Raw genomic sequence first — 20,240 nt, 5'->3', positions numbered from 1 at the left:
TCAGACCGCCCCCCCCAGCGCCTTCCATTCGCGCAACGCCTTGGCGTCGCGCGGGGTGACGTCGGGGTATTCAGGATCTTCGCCGACCGTCGGCGAGATCTTCCAGGAGCGGGCGCATTTGGTGCCGACCGCCTTCTCCACCACCACGGCGACGCCGGGCACGGCATCGAGGCGGAACGCGGACGCCGGCGGCTCGCCCTCACGCACCTCGTAGTTCGAGGTGATGCAGATTTCGGCAAGATCGACATCAAAAAGCGTCGCCAGCATGTCGCGATCGGCGACATAGATCACTGGCGAGGCCTCCAGCGACGAGCCGATGTTCTTGGCCGCGCGTTCGAGCTCGAGCGCACCGGTGACGACGCGGCGGACGTTGCGGATCGTCTCCCACTTCGCGGCGAGCTTTTCGTCACGGAGCTTTTCAACCCCCTCCGGGAACAGTGTCAGATGCACCGAGGGCTCGGCATCGGGCCGATACATCCGCCACGCCTCCTCCGCGGTGAAGCTCAACACCGGCGCGAGCCATTTCAGGATCGATGAGCACAGCATGTCGATCGTCGTCAGCGCCGCTTTGCGCGTCAGCGACGACGGCGGATCGCAATAGAGCGTGTCCTTGCGGATATCGAAATAGAACGCGGAGAGTTCGCTGTTCAGGAACGCCGACAGCGTCGCCACCACGCTCTTGAAGTCGAACGTCTCGTAGGCCTTGTCGATCGCCTCGGCGCGGAGCGCGAGCTCGTGCAGCATCAGCCGTTCGAGCTCTGGCATTTCGGCCGGCGCGACCGCGTCGGCCGGCTTGAAATGATGCAGCGTGCCGAGCATCCAGCGCACGGTGTTGCGCAGCTTGCGGTAGGTCTCGACCGTGTTCTTCAGGATCTCGGGGCCGATGCGCTGATCGTCGGTGTAGTCGCTGGCGGCGACCCAGAGCCGCAAGATGTCGGCGCCGGATTCCTTGATAACGGCCTGCGGCTCGATGGTGTTGCCGAGCGACTTCGACATCTTGCGGCCGTCCTCGGCCTGAGTGAAGCCGTGGGTCAGCACGACGTCATAGGGCGCGCGGCCGCGGGTGCCGCAGCTTTCCAGCAGCGAGGAGTGGAACCAGCCGCGATGCTGGTCCGAGCCTTCCAGGTACATCACGGTATCATTGCCGCCGTCGACCTTGCGCTTGATGCCGGCAAGGCCGGGGAAGTGCACGGGGTCTTCGAGCACGAAGGCGTGCGTCGAGCCGGAATCGAACCAGACATCGAGGATGTCGTCGACTTTCTGCCAGTCCTCGTTGGCACGTGAGCCGAGGAAGCGCTCGCGTGCGCCTGTCGCGTACCAGGCGTCGGCACCCTCCTTCTCGAAGGCGTCGCCGATGCGGGTGTTGACGGCCTCGTCCTGGAGGATCTCGGCGGAGCCGTCGCCCGTCTCGCGCACGAACACGGCGATCGGCACGCCCCAGGCGCGCTGGCGCGAGATCACCCAGTCGGGCCGCGCCTCGATCATGCCGTTGATGCGGTTCTCGCCGGACGGCGGCACCCATTGCGTCACCGAGATCGCGTGCAGCGCGCGGGCGCGCAGCGTGTCGCCGGACCTGGTCTTGCCTTCAACCGCGATGTCCTTGTCCATCGCGATGAACCATTGCGGCGTGTTGCGGAAGATCACCGGCTTCTTGGAGCGCCAGGAATGCGGATATTGATGCTTGAGCCGGCCGCGCGCGAGCAGCATGCCCCTCTCGATAAGGGCCTTGATCACGGCCTCGTTGGCATCGCCCTTCTCGCCCTTGTCGTTGATGACGCGCTTGCCGGCAAAGCCCGGCGCGTGGTCGGTATAGGCGCCGTTCTCGTCGACGGTGTAGGGGATCGCGCTGTTGATGCCGCGGGAATCGAGCTCGCGGGTATTCGCCGTCCAGACGTCGAAGTCCTCGCGGCCGTGGCTCGGCGCGGTGTGCACGAAGCCGGTGCCGGTGTCGTCGGTGACGTGATCGCCGGACAGCAGCGGCACGATGAAGTCGTAGCCGCCGGCAAGACCCTTGAGCGGATGGGCGCATTCGATCGCGTCCATGGTGTCGCCGGGGATGTCGCGCACCTTCTCGTAAGACGTGACGCGCGCCTGCTTGAACACCTCTTCGGCGAGCGCGTCGGCGAGGATCAGGAGGTCGCCGGTCCTGGCCCAATTGTCGGCGGGCGCGTCCGTCACCTTGTAGAGGCCATAGGCGATCTTCGACGAGAACGAGATGGCGCGGTTGCCCGGCAGCGTCCAGGGCGTGGTGGTCCAGATCACGACGCTTGCGGCGGCGAGCGCGCCATGCGCCGGTGAGGTGACCGGGAATTTCACCCAGACCATGTCGGACGTGTAGTCCTCGTACTCGACCTCGGCTTCGGCCAGCGCGGTCTTCTCAACCACGCTCCACATCACGGGCTTGGAGCCGCGATAGAGCGTGCCGTTGGCAGCGAACTTCATCAGCTCGCGCGCGATCTGGGCTTCGGCCGGATAGCTCATGGTGGCGTAGGGATGCGCCCAGTCGCCGATCACGCCGAGACGCTTGAACTCCTCGCGCTGCACGTCGAGCCAGTGCGTCGCATAGGCGCGGCACTCCTTGCGGAAATCGATCATCGCGGTGCTGTCGCGGAAGTCGGGCTTCTGCTTGCCCTTCTTGCGATAATGCTCCTCCTCGACCTTCCACTCGATCGGCAGGCCGTGACAGTCCCAGCCCGGCACGTAGTTGGAATCGAAGCCGAGCATCTGCTGGCTCTTGGTGACGAGATCCTTCAGGATCTTGTTCAGCGACGTGCCGATATGGATGTTGCCGTTGGCGTAGGGCGGTCCGTCATGCAGCACGAACTTGTCGCGGCCCTTCGCGCTTTCGCGCAGTTTCTCGTAGAGGCCGATCTCGTACCAGCGCTTGAGGATCTCCGGCTCGCGCTGCGGCAGGCCGGCGCGCATCGGGAAGTCGGTCTGCGGCAGGAACAGGGTCTTCGAATAGTCTTTGGCTTCAGACTTTTGGGACTTTTGCGGCTTTTCGGACATGGGGATGACTGGCTCGGAATGGCGCGGGAACAGGCGGCGATGCGGAATCGCGGGGTGAAACGACAAAATCCCGGTCTTGCGCCGAGCCGAATGGCTCAGGCGGAAGCCGGGCCGCTAATCCCTATGATGCGCCGCGCAAACATGGGCTCTCCATAGCAGGGGGCCAAGGGAAGCGCAAAAGGTAGAAGCGCAAAGGCCCGACGGGGGCCGTTTCAGGCCTTCAATCGACCGCCCCGAGCCGCGGATACGCCTCCGGGGCGGCGGCCAGCATGGCGCGGGCGCGGGCGGAATCGTCGTCCATCTGGCGGATCAGGGCGTCCAGGCTGTCGAATTTCTGCTCCTCACGGATGAAGCCGATAAAGGCGCAGTCCAGCGCCTGGCCGTAAAGGTCGCCCTTGAAGTCGAACAGGAAGATTTCCAGGAGCGGCGCGCCATTATCAAAGGTCGGTCGGCGGCCGAAGCTTGCCACCCCGTTGAGCCGCTCGGCGCCGCGGCCGACCCGCACGGCATAGATGCCGTGCTTCAACCCGCAATTGGCATCGAGGCGGATGTTTGCGGTGGGATAGCCGAGGTCGCGGCCGCGCTTCTCGCCATGGATCACGTCTCCAGTAATGAACCAGGGGCCGCCCAGCATGGTGGTGGCCTCGTCGAGGAGGCCTTCGGCCAGCGCAATGCGGATCGCGCTGGAGGAGACCGGGCGCTCGTCGATATCGATGTGCGGCTGCACATCGACCTCGATGCCGAGCCGGGGCGCCTCATTGACCAGGAGGCTCGGCGAGCCGACGCGACCTTTGCCGAAATGGAAGTCGTAGCCGACCGCGATGCCGCTGACGCCGAGGCGTCCGATCAGGTCATGGTGAATGAAATCTTGCGCGGAAGTCCCGGCTCTCGCCTTGTTGAACGTCATGACCACCGCGCCGGCAAGCCCAGTCCCGGCCAGAAGCCGCAGCTTGGCGCGCTCGTCCGTGAGGCGGAATTGCGGGGTGTTCGGGCTGAAGAACCGGCGCGGATGCGGCTCGAAGGTCAATGCAAGCGCAGGGCGGCCATGCGCCCGGCCCATTTCCAGGGCTGCCGCAATTACCGCCCGGTGGCCGAGATGGACCCCGTCGAAATTGCCCATGGCGACCACGGCGCCCCCTAAAATCGCAGAATCCGGCGTGGTATCGCGGATAACGGTAAATTGCGGGGCCATCAGGGGAATTCTCGAGCCGGCGGGACCGGTCGGACCGTGGCTTGACCTGCCCGATGAAGTCAAGCGGGGGGAGCGACCGCATCGGGCGCGATTTCCATTCTTCGAAGGCTGTCCCAGTTAACGCGCTGTTTAACGCCTTGGTGCTAGTCCTTGGAACGTGGAACTGCGGGCCCCGGCCTGGCGGGTCCGATCGTAAATATTCCTGGGTATGCGTTGGGGGAGTCGAGATGGCGGTTGATTTGTCGATGCCGGTTCTGGTGGTGGACGACTACAGCACCATGATCCGTATCATCCGGAATCTGCTGAAGCAGCTTGGCTTCGATAATATCGATGATGCCAGCGACGGTTCGGCGGCGCTGAACAAGATGCGCGGCAAGAAGTACGGGCTCGTGATCTCCGACTGGAACATGGAGCCGATGACGGGCTACGATTTGCTGCGCGAAGTGCGCGCGGATCCGAACCTCGCCACCACGCCTTTCATCATGATCACGGCGGAATCCAAGACCGAGAACGTGATCGCGGCCAAGAAGGCCGGCGTGAACAACTACATCGTCAAGCCGTTCAACGCGGCGACGCTGAAGACCAAGATCGAGGCGGTTTTCCCGGATATGGCCAGCGCGTAAGCGCGATCAAGCCTTCAGGTGAATTTGGAAAGCCCGGGCTTGTCCCGGGCTTTTTGCGTTTGCTCACCACTTCAGTTCGCGCATCAGCGCCTTCGGCGGATGGCCGAACAATTCCATCACCGAGGCCGGGTCGAGCTGGTCGAGGCCCTCGAACTCCTCGGAATGGATGCCGCGGGTGACGAACAGGCAGTCGATGCCGAACTCGCGCGCACCGGTTAAGTCGGTGCGGACGGAATCGCCGATCGCCAGCACCTTTTTTCGGTCGATCATGTGGCCCTGGCGTTCGCCGGCGAGCCGCATCGCGCGCTCATAGATCGGCCGGTGCGGCTTGCCGTAGAAGATCACCTCGCCGCCGAGCTCGCGGTAGAGCTCGGCGATCGCGCCGGCGCAATAGATCAGCCGGTCGCCGCGTTCCACCACGATGTCGGGATTGGCGCAAACCAGCGTCAGCTTGCGCTCGCGCGCCTTCAGCATCATGCCGCGATAGTCTTCCGCGGTCTCGGTCTCGTCGTCGTAGAGGCCGGTGCAGACGATGTAGTCGGCCTCCTCCAGCGGAGCGGTCTTCGCATCAAGACCGCGATAGATCGAGTTGTCGCGCTCGGGGCCGAGCCAGAACATTTTCCGTCCCGGATGGTCGGCGACATAGAGCCGCGTCAGGTCGCCGGAGGAGACGATCGCGTCATAGGTTTCATCGGCGACGCCGAGCTTGCGCAATTGCCGTTGCACGGAGTCGGCCGGGCGGGGTGCATTGGTGATCAGGATCACCGTACCGCCGCGGCTGCGATAGGTGTGCAGCGCCTCGCAAGCCTCGGGGAAGGATTCCAGACCGTTGTGGACCACGCCCCAGATGTCGCTGAGCACGACGTCGACCCCGCCCACCAGCTCGCGCAGGGTTTCGGCGAAATGCAGCGTGGTCATGATGCGTGGGGCCGATCAGATCCGGCGCGCGAGCGCCGCGTTGCCGGTGATGCGCTGTGATGGAGCGGCGCCAGACGTCGCGCCTGGGTTGGTGGAAGCGGAGCCATTGGATCCCTGAATGTCCTGCGCCTGGTTCGGCGCGGCCCCGCCGGTAGCAGATGCCCCCTCGGGCCGCAATGGCCGGGGCGGCGCGAACAGAAAGCCCTGGCCGAACCGCACGTCATAGTCGAGCAGGTCGACCACCGCGCGCTCGCCCTCGATCCGCTCGGCGATCAGGTCGATGCCGAAGCGGCCGAGCAGATCGGACAGGTCGGACGGATGAATGTCCGAGGTCGAGGTCTGCTTCGGGTCGAGCAGCAGGGACGCAGGTACCTTGATGAAGCGCACGCCGCGGTCGGCGAGCTCGCGCGGCTCGATCCTCAAGTCCGTGACATGGTCGATCGAGAAGCGGAAACCGCGTTGCGCGAGCGCTGCGAGATTCTCGGTCTCCACCGGACCGAGGCCGCGGAAGGTCGATTGCTTGAACTCCAGCACCAGCGACGGCGCCAGCGCCCGGTTGGCTTCGAGGAAGTCGAGACATTGCGCGAAGGTGGTGGAGTTGCCGAGCGTGGAGGCCGCAACGTTGCAGAACACGCCGACGTCCTTGTTGCGGACCATCAGCCGGCGCAGCACCTGCACGCAGCGCAGCATCACCATGTTGTCGATGCGTCCGATCAGGCCGGAGGCCTCCGCAATGCTGATGAACTCCTCGGCGGCGATCAACTGCTCGCGCTCGTCGCGCACGCGCGTCACCGCCTCGTAGAAGCGCACCTTCCGCTGTGGCAGCGTCACCATCGGCTGGAGGAAGATATCGACGCGGTTCTCGTCGATGGCGTTGCGCAGTGTCGCAAGCAGCTGGGTCTGGTTGCGTCCGCCTGCCGTCTGAACGGGATTGGCGGTCTGGACCGGTGGGGCAGGCCGCAGTGCGACAGGAAGCGGTGGCGGGGCCGCCGGCCGTTCGTCAGCGGTAGCGATCAGATCGATCGGGGCGTCCAGGTCCGGTTTCAAGTCCGGTTTCTCGGCTGGAGCGGACGCCGGCGCGCCGCCGGCCAGGAGGTCCTCATGGGTCGATACGGTCGCGGCAAGCTGCCTGACCAGCCCGCCAAGCTCGTTGATCTCACCGACCACCGACTGGATGCGGTCGGAATTGGTCGAGTTGGACGAGGCGATGCGCCCCTCGATCGCAGCTAACCGGCGGCCGAACTCGGCCACCTGGCGGGCGAGGTCGGCGGTGCCGCGCGACAGATCGGCGATCTGGCCGCCGACGTCGGTGCGGTCGCGCAACCGCATCGAGACGGCGTTGTAGAGGATCAGGAACGTCAGCGCTGTCAGCGCCACGATCGCGGATTCGGTTCCGCTGATGCCGGCGACCGAGTAGAGCACCAGCCCGAGCGAGGCTGCGACCAGAACCATGCAGATGGCGATGAAGATCGTCGAAATGCGAATCATGCCGCGCGTTACGCCTCAAGAGCCGACTGCCTCACCCGGGAAAACACGGGTCGCAATTCGAACCCGTCGCGCCTCATGCTCCCCAAGCAGCAATCACCCTAACATCATTGTTGATTCGAGGGGATAGTGGTCGCGAGCACGCGTGCTCCGGCGTCAGGACGGCGCGGCGGTGCCGACCGTGTCCGCCGACACCGCCTCGCGGCTGCCGAGCGGCCTGGGGCGCCCCGTCGCCGTGTCGCGCAAGGTCTGCCGCTCGATCTCCGAGTTCAGTTCGGCCCCGAACATGATGACGATCGCCGACATCCACATCCACGTCATCAGGCCGATCGCCGCCCCCAGCGAGCCATAGGTCGCGTTGTAATTGGTGAAGGCCGAGAGATACCAGGACAGCAGCGCCGACCCGGCGATCCAGAGCAGGGCGGCCGTCACCGCGCCAACGCTCAGCCATTGCCAGCGTGGTGCGTTGCGGCTGGGCGCGAAGCGGTAGAGGACGGCAAGCGCCGCCAGCAGGATCGCGAGCAGCAGGGGCCATCGCGCGAGCGCCACGATCAGCTTGCTTTCGGGCGCGATGCCGAGGTGATCGAGTGCGAGCGGGAAGGCGACCACGGCGCCGACCATCAGCAAGAGCGCGGCGATGGCGCCGACCGTGAAGCTCAGGGAAATCAGGTTGAGCTTGATGAAGCTGCGCTTCTCGCGTTCCTCATAGGCGACGTTGAGGGCGTCGAAGATCGATTTGACGCCGGCATTGGCGCTCCAGATTGCGAGCACAAGACCGAACAGAAAGGTGGTCCCGAGCGCGGTATTGCCTTTCGAGACCACGCGCACGACCTGATCCTCGACGATCTGGAACGAGCCTTCGGGCAGCATGGTCGCGAGCGTCTGAAGATTGGCGCTGATTGTCGAGGGATCGGCGAACAGGCCATAGGATGAGACCAGCGCGGTCACGGCGGGAAAGATCGCGAGCAGCCCGAAGAAGACGACGCCGCCAGCGGTCGCGAGCAGGCGATCGTCGTCGACGCGCTGGTAGGTGCGCCAGAAGATATCCTTCCAGCCCGGCCAGGGGATTGCGAACGGGCTTCTCGAGCACCGGCCATGGCCGGGCTGCATCGCCGCGCCTGCCGGGCTCGCCTCCGGGGAGTTTGCTTCGTTGTTGCGACGGTCTTGCGGAGGCCCGGGTCGGATGAAGCCGGACTCCTGAAAATAGCGTTCTGCGGTCAGTACCAAGACCGCCGTCGCGGCGACCAGCAGCCAGCTGTCGAGCGGCTCGGTGTGCCGCGTCCGCATGTCAGGCGTCCAGTCCATGTCGATGGCGCCGCCGGCGCGCGGCCGCGAAGCCCAGCAATCCGATCGCGGCCAGCATCAGGCCAAGCTGCACAGGGCGGTTGGTCCGGGCCGATCTGGCGTTGCCGCCATGGTCGCGCTCGCCCGGCGCGAGCGGCGCCAGCGGAATTGCCGTCGCGACCTCTTTCGCCGCCTGCTTGACCGTCCCGCGCGGAATCCGCGGCGTGGCGATCGCAACGCGCATGCGGCTGGCAAGCGGCACGATCGGCCTTGTCTTGCGGTTGATCTGGGCCATCGCCAGGCCAGCGCAGGATGTGGCGAGCACCAGGAGCACGGCCGCGACGGCACCAAACCCCCAGAATTGTCCGTAGGTGATCGCAACCCAGCGGTACAGGGCGATCAGGCCGACGAAGAACGTCGCGATCAGGAACAGCCCTGCCGCTGCGAACAGTCCCGCCGCAACCGCATAAGAGGTCGCGCGTCCCGTGGCCTGATTGGTGCGGTCGCGCAGATACGACTGGGTGGCGCGCTTGAGGTGGTTGAGTTTCAGCGCCACGCCGGCGCGCAGCAATTCGCCCGACGGCGCGAGCATGCGGACATCCTCCGAGAGCGAGAAAAGTTCGTCGGGGGATGAACGTGGCGGAATTTGACTTGTTCCGCGCGGGGCGCAGCTGCCGCGTCGAATCAGCCGAGATCGGCGGCCGCGATCCAGAACACTTCGCCCTCGGACTCCTCGGTGTCGAGCCAGAGCAGCGGCAGCTCCGGGAAGGCCTCGTCCAGCAGCTCGCGGCCGCGGCCGATCTCGCAGATCAGGCCGCCGTCCGGCGTGAGATGGTCGGGCGCATCGCGCAGGATGCGGCGGACCACCTCGAGGCCGTCGGGCCCGCCGTCGAGGGCGAGCTTTGGTTCGGCCCGGCACTCCGGCGGCAGCGCCGCCATGCCCTCGGCGTCGACGTAAGGCGGATTGGTGATGATCAGATCGTATTTGTTATCGCCGAGCGGTGCGAACAGATCGCCGCGATGGAGCGTGATCCGCTCATCCAGCCCGTACTCCCCGACATTGCGCGCGGCGACTTCGAGCGCGCCCTTGGAAATGTCTACGGCATCGACCGTGGCGTTCGGGAAATGATGCGCGGAGAGGATCGCGAGACACCCCGAGCCGGTGCAGAGATCGAGAACGCGCTCGACGGCCGTGGGGTCGTCGATCAGCGAGCCGGTCTCGCCGTCGCCGCCGAAATGAGAGTCCAGCAGCTCGCCGATGAAGGAGCGCGGAACGATGACGCGCTCGTCGACATAGAAGGGCAGGCCGCGCATGTAGATTTTATTGATGAGGTAGGCGGCCGGTTTGCGCGTGGTGACGCGCTTGTGGATCAAATCGAGGAGGGTCCTGCCTTCCGCCGCGGTGACGCAGGCATGGCCAAAGATCTCGAACTGGTCGGGATGCAGGTGCAGGGCCTCGCAGACGAGGAAGACCGCTTCCGCGACCGGATCGGTGGTGCCGTGGGCGAAGGCGAGCTTAGCCTCGACGAAGCGGCTCACCGCATAGCGGACGAAATCGATCAGCGTCAGCAGCTCGCCACGGCCGACCTTGGCGAGTTTTGGCGCGGCGCGGCTCCGCGCGGTTCTCTTCACAGCTCTTGCCATCAGGATCGGGTCCAGCGTGCGGCGGCTTCGTCGTCACGGGCCTGGGCCTCGACCCAGCCGGTGCCGGTGGCGCTCTCTTCCTTCTTCCAGAACGGAGCGCTGGTCTTGAGATAGTCCATCAGGAATTCGGCCGCCTCAAACGCCGCCTTGCGATGTTGCGAGGCGGTCAGCACCAGCACGATGTTCTGGCCCGGCATGAACCGGCCGACGCGATGGATGATGGTGACGCCGTTCAGCGGCCAGCGCGAGACGGCTTCATCGACATGGCGCTTGATCTCGTCTTCCGCCATGCCCGGATAATGTTCGAGCGTGAGCGCCGAGATCTTCGAACTGTCCTCGTCGGCGCGGCAGATGCCGGAAAAGCTCACGACCGCGCCGATGTCGGTGCGGCTTTTGGTCAGCACCGCGATCTCGCGCGCGATGTCGAAATCGTCGTCCTGGATGCGGATGGTGACGGGGCAGGTGGTGACAGGAGAGGTCATGGCCTAGCCGCCGGTCATCGGCGGAAAGAACGCGATCTCGCGGGCGCCGGCGATCGCGGCGTCTGGCCGGACGTGGGCATGGTCGATCGCGGCGCGGATCACCTTCGGCTTCTCGAACGCATAGGCATAGGCCTCGCCGCGGCCGGACAGCCAGGCGATCAGTTCCTCCACGGTGCGCACCGTGGCGGGTGGCTCGATAGTCTCCTCGGCCATGCCGATGCGCTCGCGCACCCAGGCGAAGTATTTCAGCTTCATACCTCATCCTCCTTGATGAGGTGATGGATGCCGGAGCGGAAATAATCGTAGCCGGTGTACATGGTCAGGATTGCCGAGGCCCATAGCAGGACGAGGCCGATCAGCGAGACCATGGGAACGACCTCGTCACCGGCGGGACCTGCGAGCAGGAAGCCGATGGCGACGAGCTGGACCGTGGTCTTCCACTTGGCGAGCTTGGTCACGGGCACGCTGACACGGAGCGCGGCGAGATATTCGCGCAGGCCCGAGACCAGAATCTCGCGGCACAGGATCACGATGGCAGCCCACAGCGACCAGCCATGGATAATGCCGTCGGCGGCCAGCATCAGGAGGCAGGAGGCGACCAGCAGCTTGTCGGCGATCGGGTCGAGCATCCGACCGAACGCCGATTGCTGATTCCAGATCCGCGCGTAATAGCCGTCGAGATAGTCCGTCACCGCTGCGCCGATGAAGATCGCGACCGCGACCCAGCGCAGCCACAGCGGATAGTCCATGATCGACTGCGCATAGATGCATCCGACCACGACCGGGATCGCGGCGATCCGGCCATAGGTCAGGATGTTAGGGAGGGACATCGCGCGGCTGGTCGTCCCTCGTGTCGTGGCGATGTTCATCCGTCTTACCAATACCCCGGCAGCCTGAAGGTCAACCGTCCCGCTCACAAATGACGGGCAGGATGCGACGACCATATGACCATGGTTCTTCTGGGCCTCTTTAGTTCATCCCGGCTGGGGATGGAAATACTCGAAAATTCTGCGGGCGCTCTCGGCGCTCACCCCCGGAACCTTGCCAAGATCGGCGATCGAGGCCCGTTCGATCTCCTTCAGCGTTCCGAAATGGTGCAGCAAGGCACGTTTGCGCGACGGGCCGATGCCGGGAATTTCCTGCAAACCGGCCTCGCGGATGTCCTTCTTGCGCAGCTTGCGGTGCGAGCCGATGACGAAGCGGTGGGCTTCGTCCCGCAGGCGCTGGATGAAGTAGAGCACGGGGTCGCGCGGCTCCAGCTTGATCGCCTCGCGGTCCGGCATGAACAGGGTCTCCCGGCCGGCATCCCGGTCCGGCCCCTTGGCGACCGACATCAGCGACACCTGGGTCAGGCCGAGATTTGCAAAAATGTCCCGGACCGCGTTGAGCTGGCCGCGGCCGCCGTCGATGATGACGAGATCAGGCCATTGCGGGAAGTCGTCGTCCTTCGCCTTGGCCACGCCTTCCTCGGGCGGATTGATCAGGCGCTTGAAGCGGCGCTCCAGCACCTCGCGCATCATGCCGTAATCGTCGCCGGGCGTAAGTCCTTCCGACTTGATGTTGAACTTGCGGTACTGGTTCTTCACGAAGCCATCCGGGCCGGCGACGATCATTGCGCCGACCGCATTGGTGCCCTGGATGTGGCTGTTGTCGTAGACCTCGATGCGTTTCGGCGCATGTGGCAGGTTGAGCGTGGTCGCCATCGCGTCGAGCAGCCGGCTTTGCGTCGCGGTATCGGCCAGCTTGCGGCCGAGCGCCTCGCGCGCGTTGGTCAGCGCGTGGGCGACCAGCTCCTTTTTCTCGCCGCGCTTGGGCGCGGTGACCTCGACCTTGCGGCCGGCCTTGATCGTGAGCGCATTGGCAAGCAGTTCGCCCTCCTCGATCTCGTGCGAGAGCAGGATGTTCTTCGGCGGCGGCTTGTCGTCGTAGAACTGGGCAAGGAATGAGCCCAGCACCTCTTCCGGCGTATACGTCTTCTCCGCGCGCGGGAAATAGGCGCGGTTGCCCCAGTTCTGTCCGGTGCGGAAGAAGAACACCTCGACGCAGGAGAAGCCGCCTTCCTGGTGGATCGCGAACACGTCGGCTTCCTCCACCGTGCGCGGATTGATGCCCTGCTGCGACTGGATTGCGGAGAGTGCAGCCAGGCGGTCGCGGTAGAGCGCGGCGCTCTCGAATTCGAGCTCGCCGGAGGCCTTCTCCATCTCGGCCGCGAGTTCCTGCTTCACCGCATGGCTCTTGCCGGACAGGAAGTCGGTCGCCTCGCGCACCAGTGTCGTATAGCCGGGAAAGTCGATCTCGCGGGTGCAGGGGCCGGCGCAGCGGCGGATCTGGTAGAGCAGGCAGGGCCGGGTACGGCTCTCGAAGAAGGAGTCTGTGCAGGAGCGGATCAGGAACGCGCGCTGCAACGCCGTGATGGTGCGATTGACGGCGCCGGCGGAGGCGAACGGGCCGAAATAGCGACCGGGGCGGGTCTGCGCGCCGCGATGCTTCAGGATCTGCGGCGCCCAATGGTCGCCGGTGATCAGGATGTAGGGAAACGACTTGTCGTCGCGCAGCTGCACGTTGAAGCGCGGCCGCAGCTGCTTGATGAGGTTGGCTTCCAGCAGCAGTGCCTCGGTCTCGGTCGTGGTCGAGACGATCTCGACCGTGACCGTGGCCGCGATCATGCGCAGGATGCGCGCCGGCTGCGGCGCACTCTGCCGCGCGTAGTTGGACAGGCGCTTTTTGACGTTCTTGGCCTTGCCGACATAGAGAACGTCGGCGTTCGCATTGAGCATGCGATAGACGCCCGGCGAAGTCGGCGCCAGCCGGACCGCACGCTCGATCGCCTCATGGCCGGTCGCCAGCGGGCCTTCGCCGACCGCGCCGCTCTCCTCCAGGATTTCAGGCAGCCGCGCATCGTCCTCGTCGTCGCCGCCATTGGTGGCGGGATCGAGGTCGGGCGCCGCCGTCTGCTGGAGTGTCTCCTGGGACGGAGCATCCGGGGTCACGTCGCGCCGGGATTTCCGTGCGCGTGCGTCATCCGGGTTGTCGGTGGAATCGTGAACCATGATGCGAATTTAGGCGCTGCGGGTACCGATTTGAAGTTCCGGCCATGCTGCACACACAGGATGACGGTCGCAGTTCCCGGTAACGCTTCCTTAAGTCTGTTAAGAGCGCGGTAACGGGTCTTAACAGGCCTTTAACTTAAAACTCTCGATAAATCTTACGCGAAAAAGTGGTGGTTCCGTAACCATGCGGTCTAGCCTTGCGCGGCGGCGCGGGCATCGCAGGCGGTTGCGGCAGTTGCGTTGGAGTGTGTGATGAAGAGGCTCGTTGTGGGCGCAGCCGCGTTGGTTGCAGCCGGCTGGACAGCTTCGGCAGAGGCCGCCGATCTCAATTACGGGCAGCGCGCGCCCTATACGGTCAACCAGCCGCTCAACGCCTATAGCTGGGCAGGCCCCTATCTCGGCGCCAATCTCGGCTATGAGTGGGGCTCGATAGACAACAATCCCGCCAAGCCCTCCGGCTTCGTCGGCGGCGTGCAGGCTGGCTACAATTTCCAGAACGGCCCGTGGGTGTTCGGCGTCGAGGGCGACATCCAGGCCGCAGGTGCCGACGACACCTTTGCGCCGTGGAAGTTCTCCAATCCCTGGTTCGGCACGCTGCGCGGCCGCGCCGGCTATGCCTTCAGCAACGTGCTGTTCTACGGCACCGCCGGCCTCGCCTTCGGCGAGCTGCGCGCGCAGACCTTCGGCTGGACGGAATCGCACACCTCGGCCGGCTGGACCGCCGGCATCGGCGCAGAAGTCGGCCTCGCGCCGAACTGGAGCGCCAAGCTCGAATACCTCTACATCGATCTGTCGACGAGCCAGTTCGCAATTACAGGCGTGTCAAACGGCTATAGCGCCAGCGTTGTGCGCGCAGGCGTGAACTATCACTTCTGATAGCGAAATAAGAAAATACCGGACAACAGCCTCCCGGCCGCTCGCGGCCGGGACTTTTTTTGCGCCAGGTTTTGGGAGAGGCCCGCTAGGAGAGGATCACTAGATTGACCGCCTTCGGCCCCTTCCCCTTCTTGTCCGGTTCGACTTCGAACGTGATACGCTGTCCTTCGGCAAGGTCCTTCAGTCCCGCCCGCTCCACAGCGGTGATGTGAACGAAGACATCGCGACCGCCGTCGTCCGGCTTGATAAAACCGTAGCCGCGCTCGCCGTTGAAGAACTTGACCGTTCCCGTATTGGCCATCGGGAAACTCCCCCTCATTGCTCCTCCGTCGCGACGCAGACTCACGTCACGACATGACCGGGCCTCACGAAGCCCGGGAGCTGGCCATCCTTGGGCGGACCTTTCGGTCCGGTCGGATCTTTCTTAGGGCCTTCACTCCGCCGCAACCATTCGCGGAAGCGGAACGTAAAGCCAGTCACGGAAACAGCATAATACGGTTCTTTGCAGATTGACTACCGCTACTGCATATTTTTCCCAAGATTGCCGGGGCGTTACGGCCTCGGTACCTCTAATCGGAATCTGGCAGCGCCGCCTTGGCCGAGCGGCATCTCCAGCTCGGGCAGGATCGTCTTGAGCTCGCCTTGCAACGTGTAGGGCGCATTGACGATCAAGAGTCCGGTGGTGGCGAGCGGTGCACCATCGGTCTGTGGTGCGACGCTGAACTCGAGCCGCAGGCATTTTCCCGGAGGCTTTGCTGCAACTGCCGCGCGCGCCACCAGTTGCGCGAGCGCATCGGTAGCGCGGCGGCTCTTGGCGGGATACCAGATTACATAGATACCGGTCGGCCATTTCGCGAAGGCGGAGGAGAAGGCCTCGCCAAGCGTTTCGAATTCGTCTTTTGCCTCGAAGGGCGGGTCGATCAGCACGAGCCCGCGCCGTTCCTTCGGCGGCACGAAAGCCGGCAGCGCCACCCAGCCGTCGAGATCGACCACGCGGGCCTGCTCGTCGCGGCGCAGCACGTCGATCAGCGCCTTGCGCGCTTTCGGCTCGAGCTCGCAGGCAACGAGCCGGTCCTGTGGCCGCATCAGGCCGCGCGCGATCAATGGCGAGCCGGGATAGGCCTTGAGCTCGCCCTTCGGATTGAAGGCGCGGACGATGTCGAGATAGGGCTTGATCAGCGTGACGGTCTCGTTCGACAGGCGCGCCTGCATCAGCCGCGCGATCCCCGTCAGCCACTCGCCGCCGCGCCTTGCCTCGTCGCTGTCGAGATCGTAGAGGCCGGCCCCGGCATGGGTGTCGATGACGCGGAAGGCGGCCGGCTTGTCCTGCAAATAGGTCAGGATGCGCGCCAGCACGATGTGCTTGATGACATCGGCGAAGTTGCCGGCATGGAAGGCGTGGCGGTAGTTCATGCAAGAGCACTACGCCACGTGACGGCTTCAGCAAAGAGGCACGAGAGCCTGGCTCTATCCGCCCCTGATCGGCGGCATCGTCAGCTGGTCGCGGCGGCAGGCGCGACGGTCGATCTCCTCGCAGGCGCGGAACTGCAAATCCTTGCTGAGGCAGATGCGGACTTCAGAGAGCCGCGTCCGGTTGCAGGTCACGGAGACGGCCGCATTGCTCAGGCCCGGATTGGCCTTGATGAAGGCCTCCTCGACCTCGGCCGGCGCCACCGTCTTGGCCTGCGACAGATCGAGATATTCGGCCGGAATCTTGATCGCGGCGCGCGCTTTTCGGATCGTTTCGAAATAGCTGCGGTCGGACAGCCCCGAGCAGGTGCCGTGCTTGTCCCATTCATTGAAGATCAGGCCTGGAGCCGGCATCAAATCGAGCATCGAGGAGACGATGTTGCGGTTCAGCCGCGGCGAGGGCCGCTGGCAATATTCCGGAAAGCCGTTCTCATATTGCGGCCACAAGCCATGCACCACGAAGGAATAGGGCCGTCCCTCGCACTGGATATTCGAGCGCCCGCCGCCGCGGCCACGCTCGGCCGCTTCCTCGCAGAAGGACGGCGACCAGGATAGTGACAGCACATAGAAATCGAACTCGCCGGGCGCGTTCTGCCGTCTGTCCTGCGCCTTCGCGCCCCCTGCGAGCCCGACCAGCCCGGCAGCAAGCGTGAGCGAAATCATCAGGCGGGAGAACGAATGCAATCTGGAATGAAACATGGTGACGCCCCTCAACTAGACTGTGCAGGCGAGCCTAGCAGGCGATGAGAACATTTCAAGAACAAATTTGAGCTGGCCGCGATCCCGCCGCTTGATCGTCTCGAATCAGGCCTTCGCAATCAAGGCTTCGCGGCGCGGCAGGCGGGATTGTACGCCCAGTTGCGGTCGAGCCCGACCACACACCATTCGACGCCCTGGCCGTAACCGGCAAAGCCGCCATCCTCGATGATCGAGAAGTGCACCCTGCGCATCTTGCCGTCAGTGAGCATGGCCTCGCCGGTGCAGTAGCGGCGCGGAATGTTGTCGGAGGCCCAGGGCCGGAACGCGGTCTCGTGGACGTCCGCGAAGCCCGTGATCTTCAACGGCGAATTCCAAAACGAGCTTTCCTTCTCCCAGAACTGGGTCGCGATCGTCGGCAGGGCCGTCTCGCAATTGGCGACGCGGCCGTCATAGCGCGGGCCGCTCAGCCAGAAGTTCAGCTCCAGCGGATTGGCGGCCTTGGCCTCACCGAGCGACAGCGCTCCGAACATGAGGCCGAGAACAGCGGCAAAACGGAGCGATTTCAAGGAGGTCGAGGCGCGCATGGGCAATCCAGACAGCATGATCTGCGGAGGTCGGACGGTGCCGCGAAGGCCCGGCGGGGTCAAGTGCAGCGCGGCAACACTTGGCCACGAGTTGATCGCAATGAAGCGCCAGGCAGGCCTTCCGTTCTTTTCACAGCCGCGCCGGCACCGTAAACTGCCACCAACCAATCGGAGTGACGGGAATGCGAATCATTGCGGCCGCGGGCCTTCTTGCCAGCCTGGTAGTTGTCTCGGGTATGATGGCGAGCCAGTCGGCGCGCGCCGATATCCTTCCTGTGCCGCCCTTCAAGGGCAACGACACCGGCGGCATTATCGCCTATTCGATGGCGACCCAGACCGATGCGCGGCAGGTCGCCGTCGATCACTGCGCGCGGTACGGCAAGGTGGTCAAATTCCTCGCGATACAGGCCTATGAGGGCGGCTACATTTCGTTTGCGTGCCGCTGGGTGCCCTATGGCGCGGCCGATCAACCGATCCGCACGCTCTACTGAGGCGCTCTCGTCACCGCACGACATCTCAGCCGGGAGTCTCTCGCATGACGCGCAAGGTTGCTTTGCTCGGTTCGGTGATTTGTCTTGTTTTGTCCGCCGGGGCGGCCTGTGCCGACGATCTGCCGGTGCGCAAGGCCGGCTTGTGGGAATTGAAGATGGTCAGGAGCGGCTCGGCGATGCCGGAAATGACCATGCAGCACTGCACCGACGAGACCGTCGACAAGGACATGAACAACAACGTCTCCCCGATGGCCAAGCAGATCTGCTCCAAGCAGGACATCAAGAAGACGTCGACCGGCTATGTCAGCGATTCCGAGTGCAATGTCGCCGGCATGACCACGACCTCGCATGCCGAGATCGTCGGCGATTTCAGTTCGGCCTACACGGTGAAGACCTCCTCGCACGCCCAAGGCGGCGCGGCGGGCGCCACGGGCCGCGACTCGACCATGACGCTCGAAGCCAAATGGCTGGGCGCCTGCAAGCCCGATCAGAAGCCCGGCGATATCGTGATGCCCGGCGGCTTCAAGATGAACGTCCGCGACGTGGACAAGCTGAAGGCGTTGCTGCCGAAGTAGGTGGGCGCTATCTCAACACTTGCGCCAACGGACCGTCCTTGGCCGCCAAGGCCGACCAACCTGGCTTGACCCCCCAGCCTTCAACCTCGCGAGATATGCGCCAAGCAGAAAAACTTCGGCGACGACGAGGCCGTCTATTTGGCCCCACTCTACGGCGAAGCTTTGGGCCGAGTCGGGAGGTGAGAAGCGAGAGCTTTGGTTGACGAAAGAAGCAGGATTGGCGAACGGCATGTTGGCCGGACTGTGCCACTCAGGTTCAACCGGGGCTGGGCAACGATTGTACAGCCAAACATCGCTGCAAATCCGCCCGCCTGCACCGAGCATGTAGGCATATGCGACCCTGCCGTCATCCTCAATGATGACTGCACTCTCATCGAATGGTGACAGGAATCTGGCTACGAATCCGTCCTCGCCATTCATGCTTTCGCTAGCTCCGCCGGATTGCCGCGCTTGTAGCGGCGCGACCTTCCACTACACCGGAATTCTCACGCTCGCGCGCAACCCGCCCATCGGGCTGTCGCCGAGCGTGATGTCGCCGCCATGAGAGCGGGCGATGTCGCGGGCGATGGCGAGGCCCAAGCCTGTGCCGCCCTCGTCCTGGTTGCGGGCGTTGTCGAGCCGCAGGAACGGCTTGAACACCTCTTCGCGCAAATGGACGGGAATGCCGGGGCCGTCGTCGTCGACGGTGACGGTCAGATAGCGGTGATCGCGCTGGCCGGTGATGGCGATGCTCTTGCCGTAGCGCGCGGCATTGGTGACGAGGTTGGCGAGGCAGCGCTTGAACGAGGCCGGCTTCACCGTGACCACGGGCAGGCCATTGAAGGCGACGGTCGCGGTGTGGCCGTGGCGTTCGGCGTCGCTGCGCAGCTCCTCGAGCGCCTGCGACATATCGGTCGGCTGCGACTGCTCGCCGGAATCGCCGCGGGCAAAGGCGAGATAGTCTTCCAGCATCATCGACATCTCGTCGACGTCCTTGCGCATGCCCTCGAGTTCGGGGCTGTCGCCGATCAGCTCAAGCTCGAGCTTGAAGCGCGTCAGGATGGTGCGCAGATCGTGGCTGACGCCGGCGAGCATCGCGGTGCGCTGCTCCATCGTGCGCTCGATGCGCGATTTCATCTCGAGGAAGGCGACCGCGGCGCGCCGCACCTCGCGCGCGCCGCGGGGGCGGAAGTTCGGCGCCTCGCGGCCCTTGCCAAAGCTTTCGGCGGCATCCGCAAGGCGCAGGATCGGCTTGATCTGGTTGCGCAGGAACAGCACCGCGACGATCAGCAGGATCGAGGACGTGCCGACCATCCAGAACAGAAAGATCTCCGAGTTCGAGGCGTAGGCGGCGCTGCGCTGCGCGAACACGCGCATCACGGCATCATCAAGCTGGATGCGGATCTCGACGAGGTTGGAGCGGCCGACCGTATCGATCCAGAACGAGCGTCCGATCTGGCGGCCAAGCTGCACCGACAGCGTCTGGTCGAGCAGCGAGAAGAACGGTTTTGGCCCCGGCGGCGGCATGTCGCCGACGGGAAGAAAATCGACCACCAGCTGCATGCGCTCGGCGATGCGGCGCAGTTGCGCGCGGTCCTTGTCCTGCGGATAACCCTTGTAGACGTCAATGAGGCTGGCGACGTCCTGCACCACGGCCTGCGACAAGCGCCGCGTCACCGTGTTCCAGTGCCGCTCCATGAACACGAAGGCGACCACGGTTTGCAGGATCACCATCGGCACGATCATGATCAGCAGCGCGCGGGCATAGAGGCCGGTCGGCATCCAACCCTTGAACGCGTTGCCCATCCAGCCATTGGCGGCCGACACGCGGTCGGCGGCGCTTCGCAGCAGCGTCAGGCCGGTATCGATCGTGCTCATC

20 protein-coding genes are annotated in these 20,240 nt (G+C 64.7%); 4 read left to right on the top strand and 16 right to left on the bottom strand.

The features are described 5' to 3' along the window. Together ileS and IC761_RS31580 are read right to left on the bottom strand one after the other, a co-directional pair. Positions 1–3,009 (bottom strand): isoleucine--tRNA ligase, encoded by a 3,009-nt coding sequence (gene ileS / locus IC761_RS31585; protein WP_195800539.1) that lies wholly within the window; start codon positions 3,007–3,009, stop codon positions 1–3. Between the two features lie 220 nt (positions 3,010–3,229). Beyond that, positions 3,230–4,201, bottom strand: coding sequence for a bifunctional riboflavin kinase/FAD synthetase (locus tag IC761_RS31580; RefSeq protein WP_195800538.1), 972 nt, complete (start codon positions 4,199–4,201; stop codon positions 3,230–3,232). Between the two features lie 227 nt (positions 4,202–4,428). Here IC761_RS31580 and IC761_RS31575 point away from each other — a divergent pair, with 227 nt between their 5' ends. Continuing rightward, the gene (locus IC761_RS31575) at positions 4,429–4,824 is read left to right on the top strand and encodes a response regulator (protein WP_027551917.1); all 396 of its coding nucleotides are present in this window, start codon (positions 4,429–4,431) and stop codon (positions 4,822–4,824) included. Positions 4,825–4,887: 63 nt separating this feature from the next. Here the strand turns inward: IC761_RS31575 and IC761_RS31570 are convergent, their stop codons facing one another. The 9 genes from IC761_RS31570 to uvrC form a co-directional block, all read right to left on the bottom strand. Beyond that, positions 4,888–5,742, bottom strand: coding sequence for a TIGR01459 family HAD-type hydrolase (locus IC761_RS31570; protein ID WP_195800537.1), 855 nt, complete (start codon positions 5,740–5,742; stop codon positions 4,888–4,890). A 15-nt stretch (positions 5,743–5,757) separates the two neighbouring features. After that, positions 5,758–7,230, bottom strand: a complete 1,473-nt coding sequence (locus tag IC761_RS31565; RefSeq protein WP_195800536.1) for an EAL domain-containing protein — start codon at positions 7,228–7,230, stop codon at positions 5,758–5,760. Between the two features lie 153 nt (positions 7,231–7,383). Further along, positions 7,384–8,514, bottom strand: a complete 1,131-nt coding sequence (locus IC761_RS31560) for a YihY/virulence factor BrkB family protein (protein WP_195800535.1) — start codon at positions 8,512–8,514, stop codon at positions 7,384–7,386. A 1-nt stretch (position 8,515) separates the two neighbouring features. Beyond that, positions 8,516–9,103, bottom strand: coding sequence for a phage holin family protein (locus IC761_RS31555; RefSeq protein ID WP_195800534.1), 588 nt, complete (start codon positions 9,101–9,103; stop codon positions 8,516–8,518). Positions 9,104–9,195: 92 nt separating this feature from the next. Further along, the gene (prmB, locus tag IC761_RS31550) at positions 9,196–10,155 is read right to left on the bottom strand and encodes a 50S ribosomal protein L3 N(5)-glutamine methyltransferase (RefSeq protein WP_195800533.1); all 960 of its coding nucleotides are present in this window, start codon (positions 10,153–10,155) and stop codon (positions 9,196–9,198) included. After that, positions 10,155–10,637, bottom strand: a complete 483-nt coding sequence (locus IC761_RS31545; protein ID WP_195800532.1) for a molybdenum cofactor biosynthesis protein MoaE — start codon at positions 10,635–10,637, stop codon at positions 10,155–10,157. The genes prmB and IC761_RS31545 overlap by 1 nt, the downstream gene beginning before the upstream one ends. A gap of 3 nt (positions 10,638–10,640) precedes the next feature. Beyond that, positions 10,641–10,892, bottom strand: a complete 252-nt coding sequence (gene moaD, locus IC761_RS31540; protein WP_195800531.1) for a molybdopterin converting factor subunit 1 — start codon at positions 10,890–10,892, stop codon at positions 10,641–10,643. Then, a complete protein-coding gene (gene pgsA / locus IC761_RS31535; protein WP_195800530.1) occupies positions 10,889–11,506 on the bottom strand; it encodes a CDP-diacylglycerol--glycerol-3-phosphate 3-phosphatidyltransferase in 618 nt (205 codons plus the stop codon). The genes moaD and pgsA overlap by 4 nt, the downstream gene beginning before the upstream one ends. Before the next feature lie 105 nt (positions 11,507–11,611). Beyond that, positions 11,612–13,687, bottom strand: a complete 2,076-nt coding sequence (uvrC, locus tag IC761_RS31530) for an excinuclease ABC subunit UvrC (protein ID WP_195800529.1) — start codon at positions 13,685–13,687, stop codon at positions 11,612–11,614. Positions 13,688–13,939: 252 nt separating this feature from the next. Between uvrC and IC761_RS31525 the strand changes: the two genes are divergently transcribed. After that, positions 13,940–14,563, top strand: a complete 624-nt coding sequence (locus IC761_RS31525) for an outer membrane protein (protein ID WP_195800528.1) — start codon at positions 13,940–13,942, stop codon at positions 14,561–14,563. Between the two features lie 85 nt (positions 14,564–14,648). Here the strand turns inward: IC761_RS31525 and IC761_RS31520 are convergent, their stop codons facing one another. The 4 genes from IC761_RS31520 to IC761_RS31505 all read right to left on the bottom strand — a co-directional run bounded on the left by IC761_RS31520 (position 14,649) and on the right by IC761_RS31505 (position 17,316). Continuing rightward, the gene (locus IC761_RS31520) at positions 14,649–14,864 is read right to left on the bottom strand and encodes a cold-shock protein (RefSeq protein ID WP_027534220.1); all 216 of its coding nucleotides are present in this window, start codon (positions 14,862–14,864) and stop codon (positions 14,649–14,651) included. 251 nt (positions 14,865–15,115) lie between these two features. After that, positions 15,116–15,976, bottom strand: a complete 861-nt coding sequence (locus IC761_RS31515; RefSeq protein WP_195800527.1) for a 23S rRNA (adenine(2030)-N(6))-methyltransferase RlmJ — start codon at positions 15,974–15,976, stop codon at positions 15,116–15,118. 54 nt (positions 15,977–16,030) lie between these two features. Further along, on the bottom strand, positions 16,031–16,732 hold the full coding sequence (locus IC761_RS31510; protein ID WP_195800526.1) for a ribonuclease T2 family protein: 702 nt from the start codon (positions 16,730–16,732) through the stop codon (positions 16,031–16,033). Positions 16,733–16,851: 119 nt separating this feature from the next. Next, positions 16,852–17,316, bottom strand: coding sequence for a hypothetical protein (locus tag IC761_RS31505; RefSeq protein WP_195800525.1), 465 nt, complete (start codon positions 17,314–17,316; stop codon positions 16,852–16,854). A 182-nt stretch (positions 17,317–17,498) separates the two neighbouring features. Between IC761_RS31505 and IC761_RS31500 the strand changes: the two genes are divergently transcribed. Further along, positions 17,499–17,807, top strand: a complete 309-nt coding sequence (locus IC761_RS31500) for a hypothetical protein (RefSeq protein ID WP_195800524.1) — start codon at positions 17,499–17,501, stop codon at positions 17,805–17,807. 44 nt (positions 17,808–17,851) lie between these two features. After that, entirely contained in the window at positions 17,852–18,382 is a 531-nt protein-coding gene (locus tag IC761_RS31495) for a DUF3617 domain-containing protein (RefSeq protein WP_195800523.1), read from the top strand. Positions 18,383–18,853: 471 nt separating this feature from the next. On the opposite strand, the gene IC761_RS31490 is transcribed toward IC761_RS31495, so the two are convergent. After that, positions 18,854–20,239 (bottom strand): ATP-binding protein, encoded by a 1,386-nt coding sequence (locus tag IC761_RS31490; protein ID WP_195800522.1) that lies wholly within the window; start codon positions 20,237–20,239, stop codon positions 18,854–18,856. Between the last annotated feature and the right edge of the window lies 1 nt (position 20,240).

The sequence above is a fragment of the Bradyrhizobium commune genome (assembly GCF_015624505.1).
GTDB classification, from domain to species: domain Bacteria; phylum Pseudomonadota; class Alphaproteobacteria; order Rhizobiales; family Xanthobacteraceae; genus Bradyrhizobium; species Bradyrhizobium commune.
The sequence above is the reverse complement of the archived record's forward strand: the minus strand, read 5'-3'. Positions and strand labels throughout refer to the sequence as shown.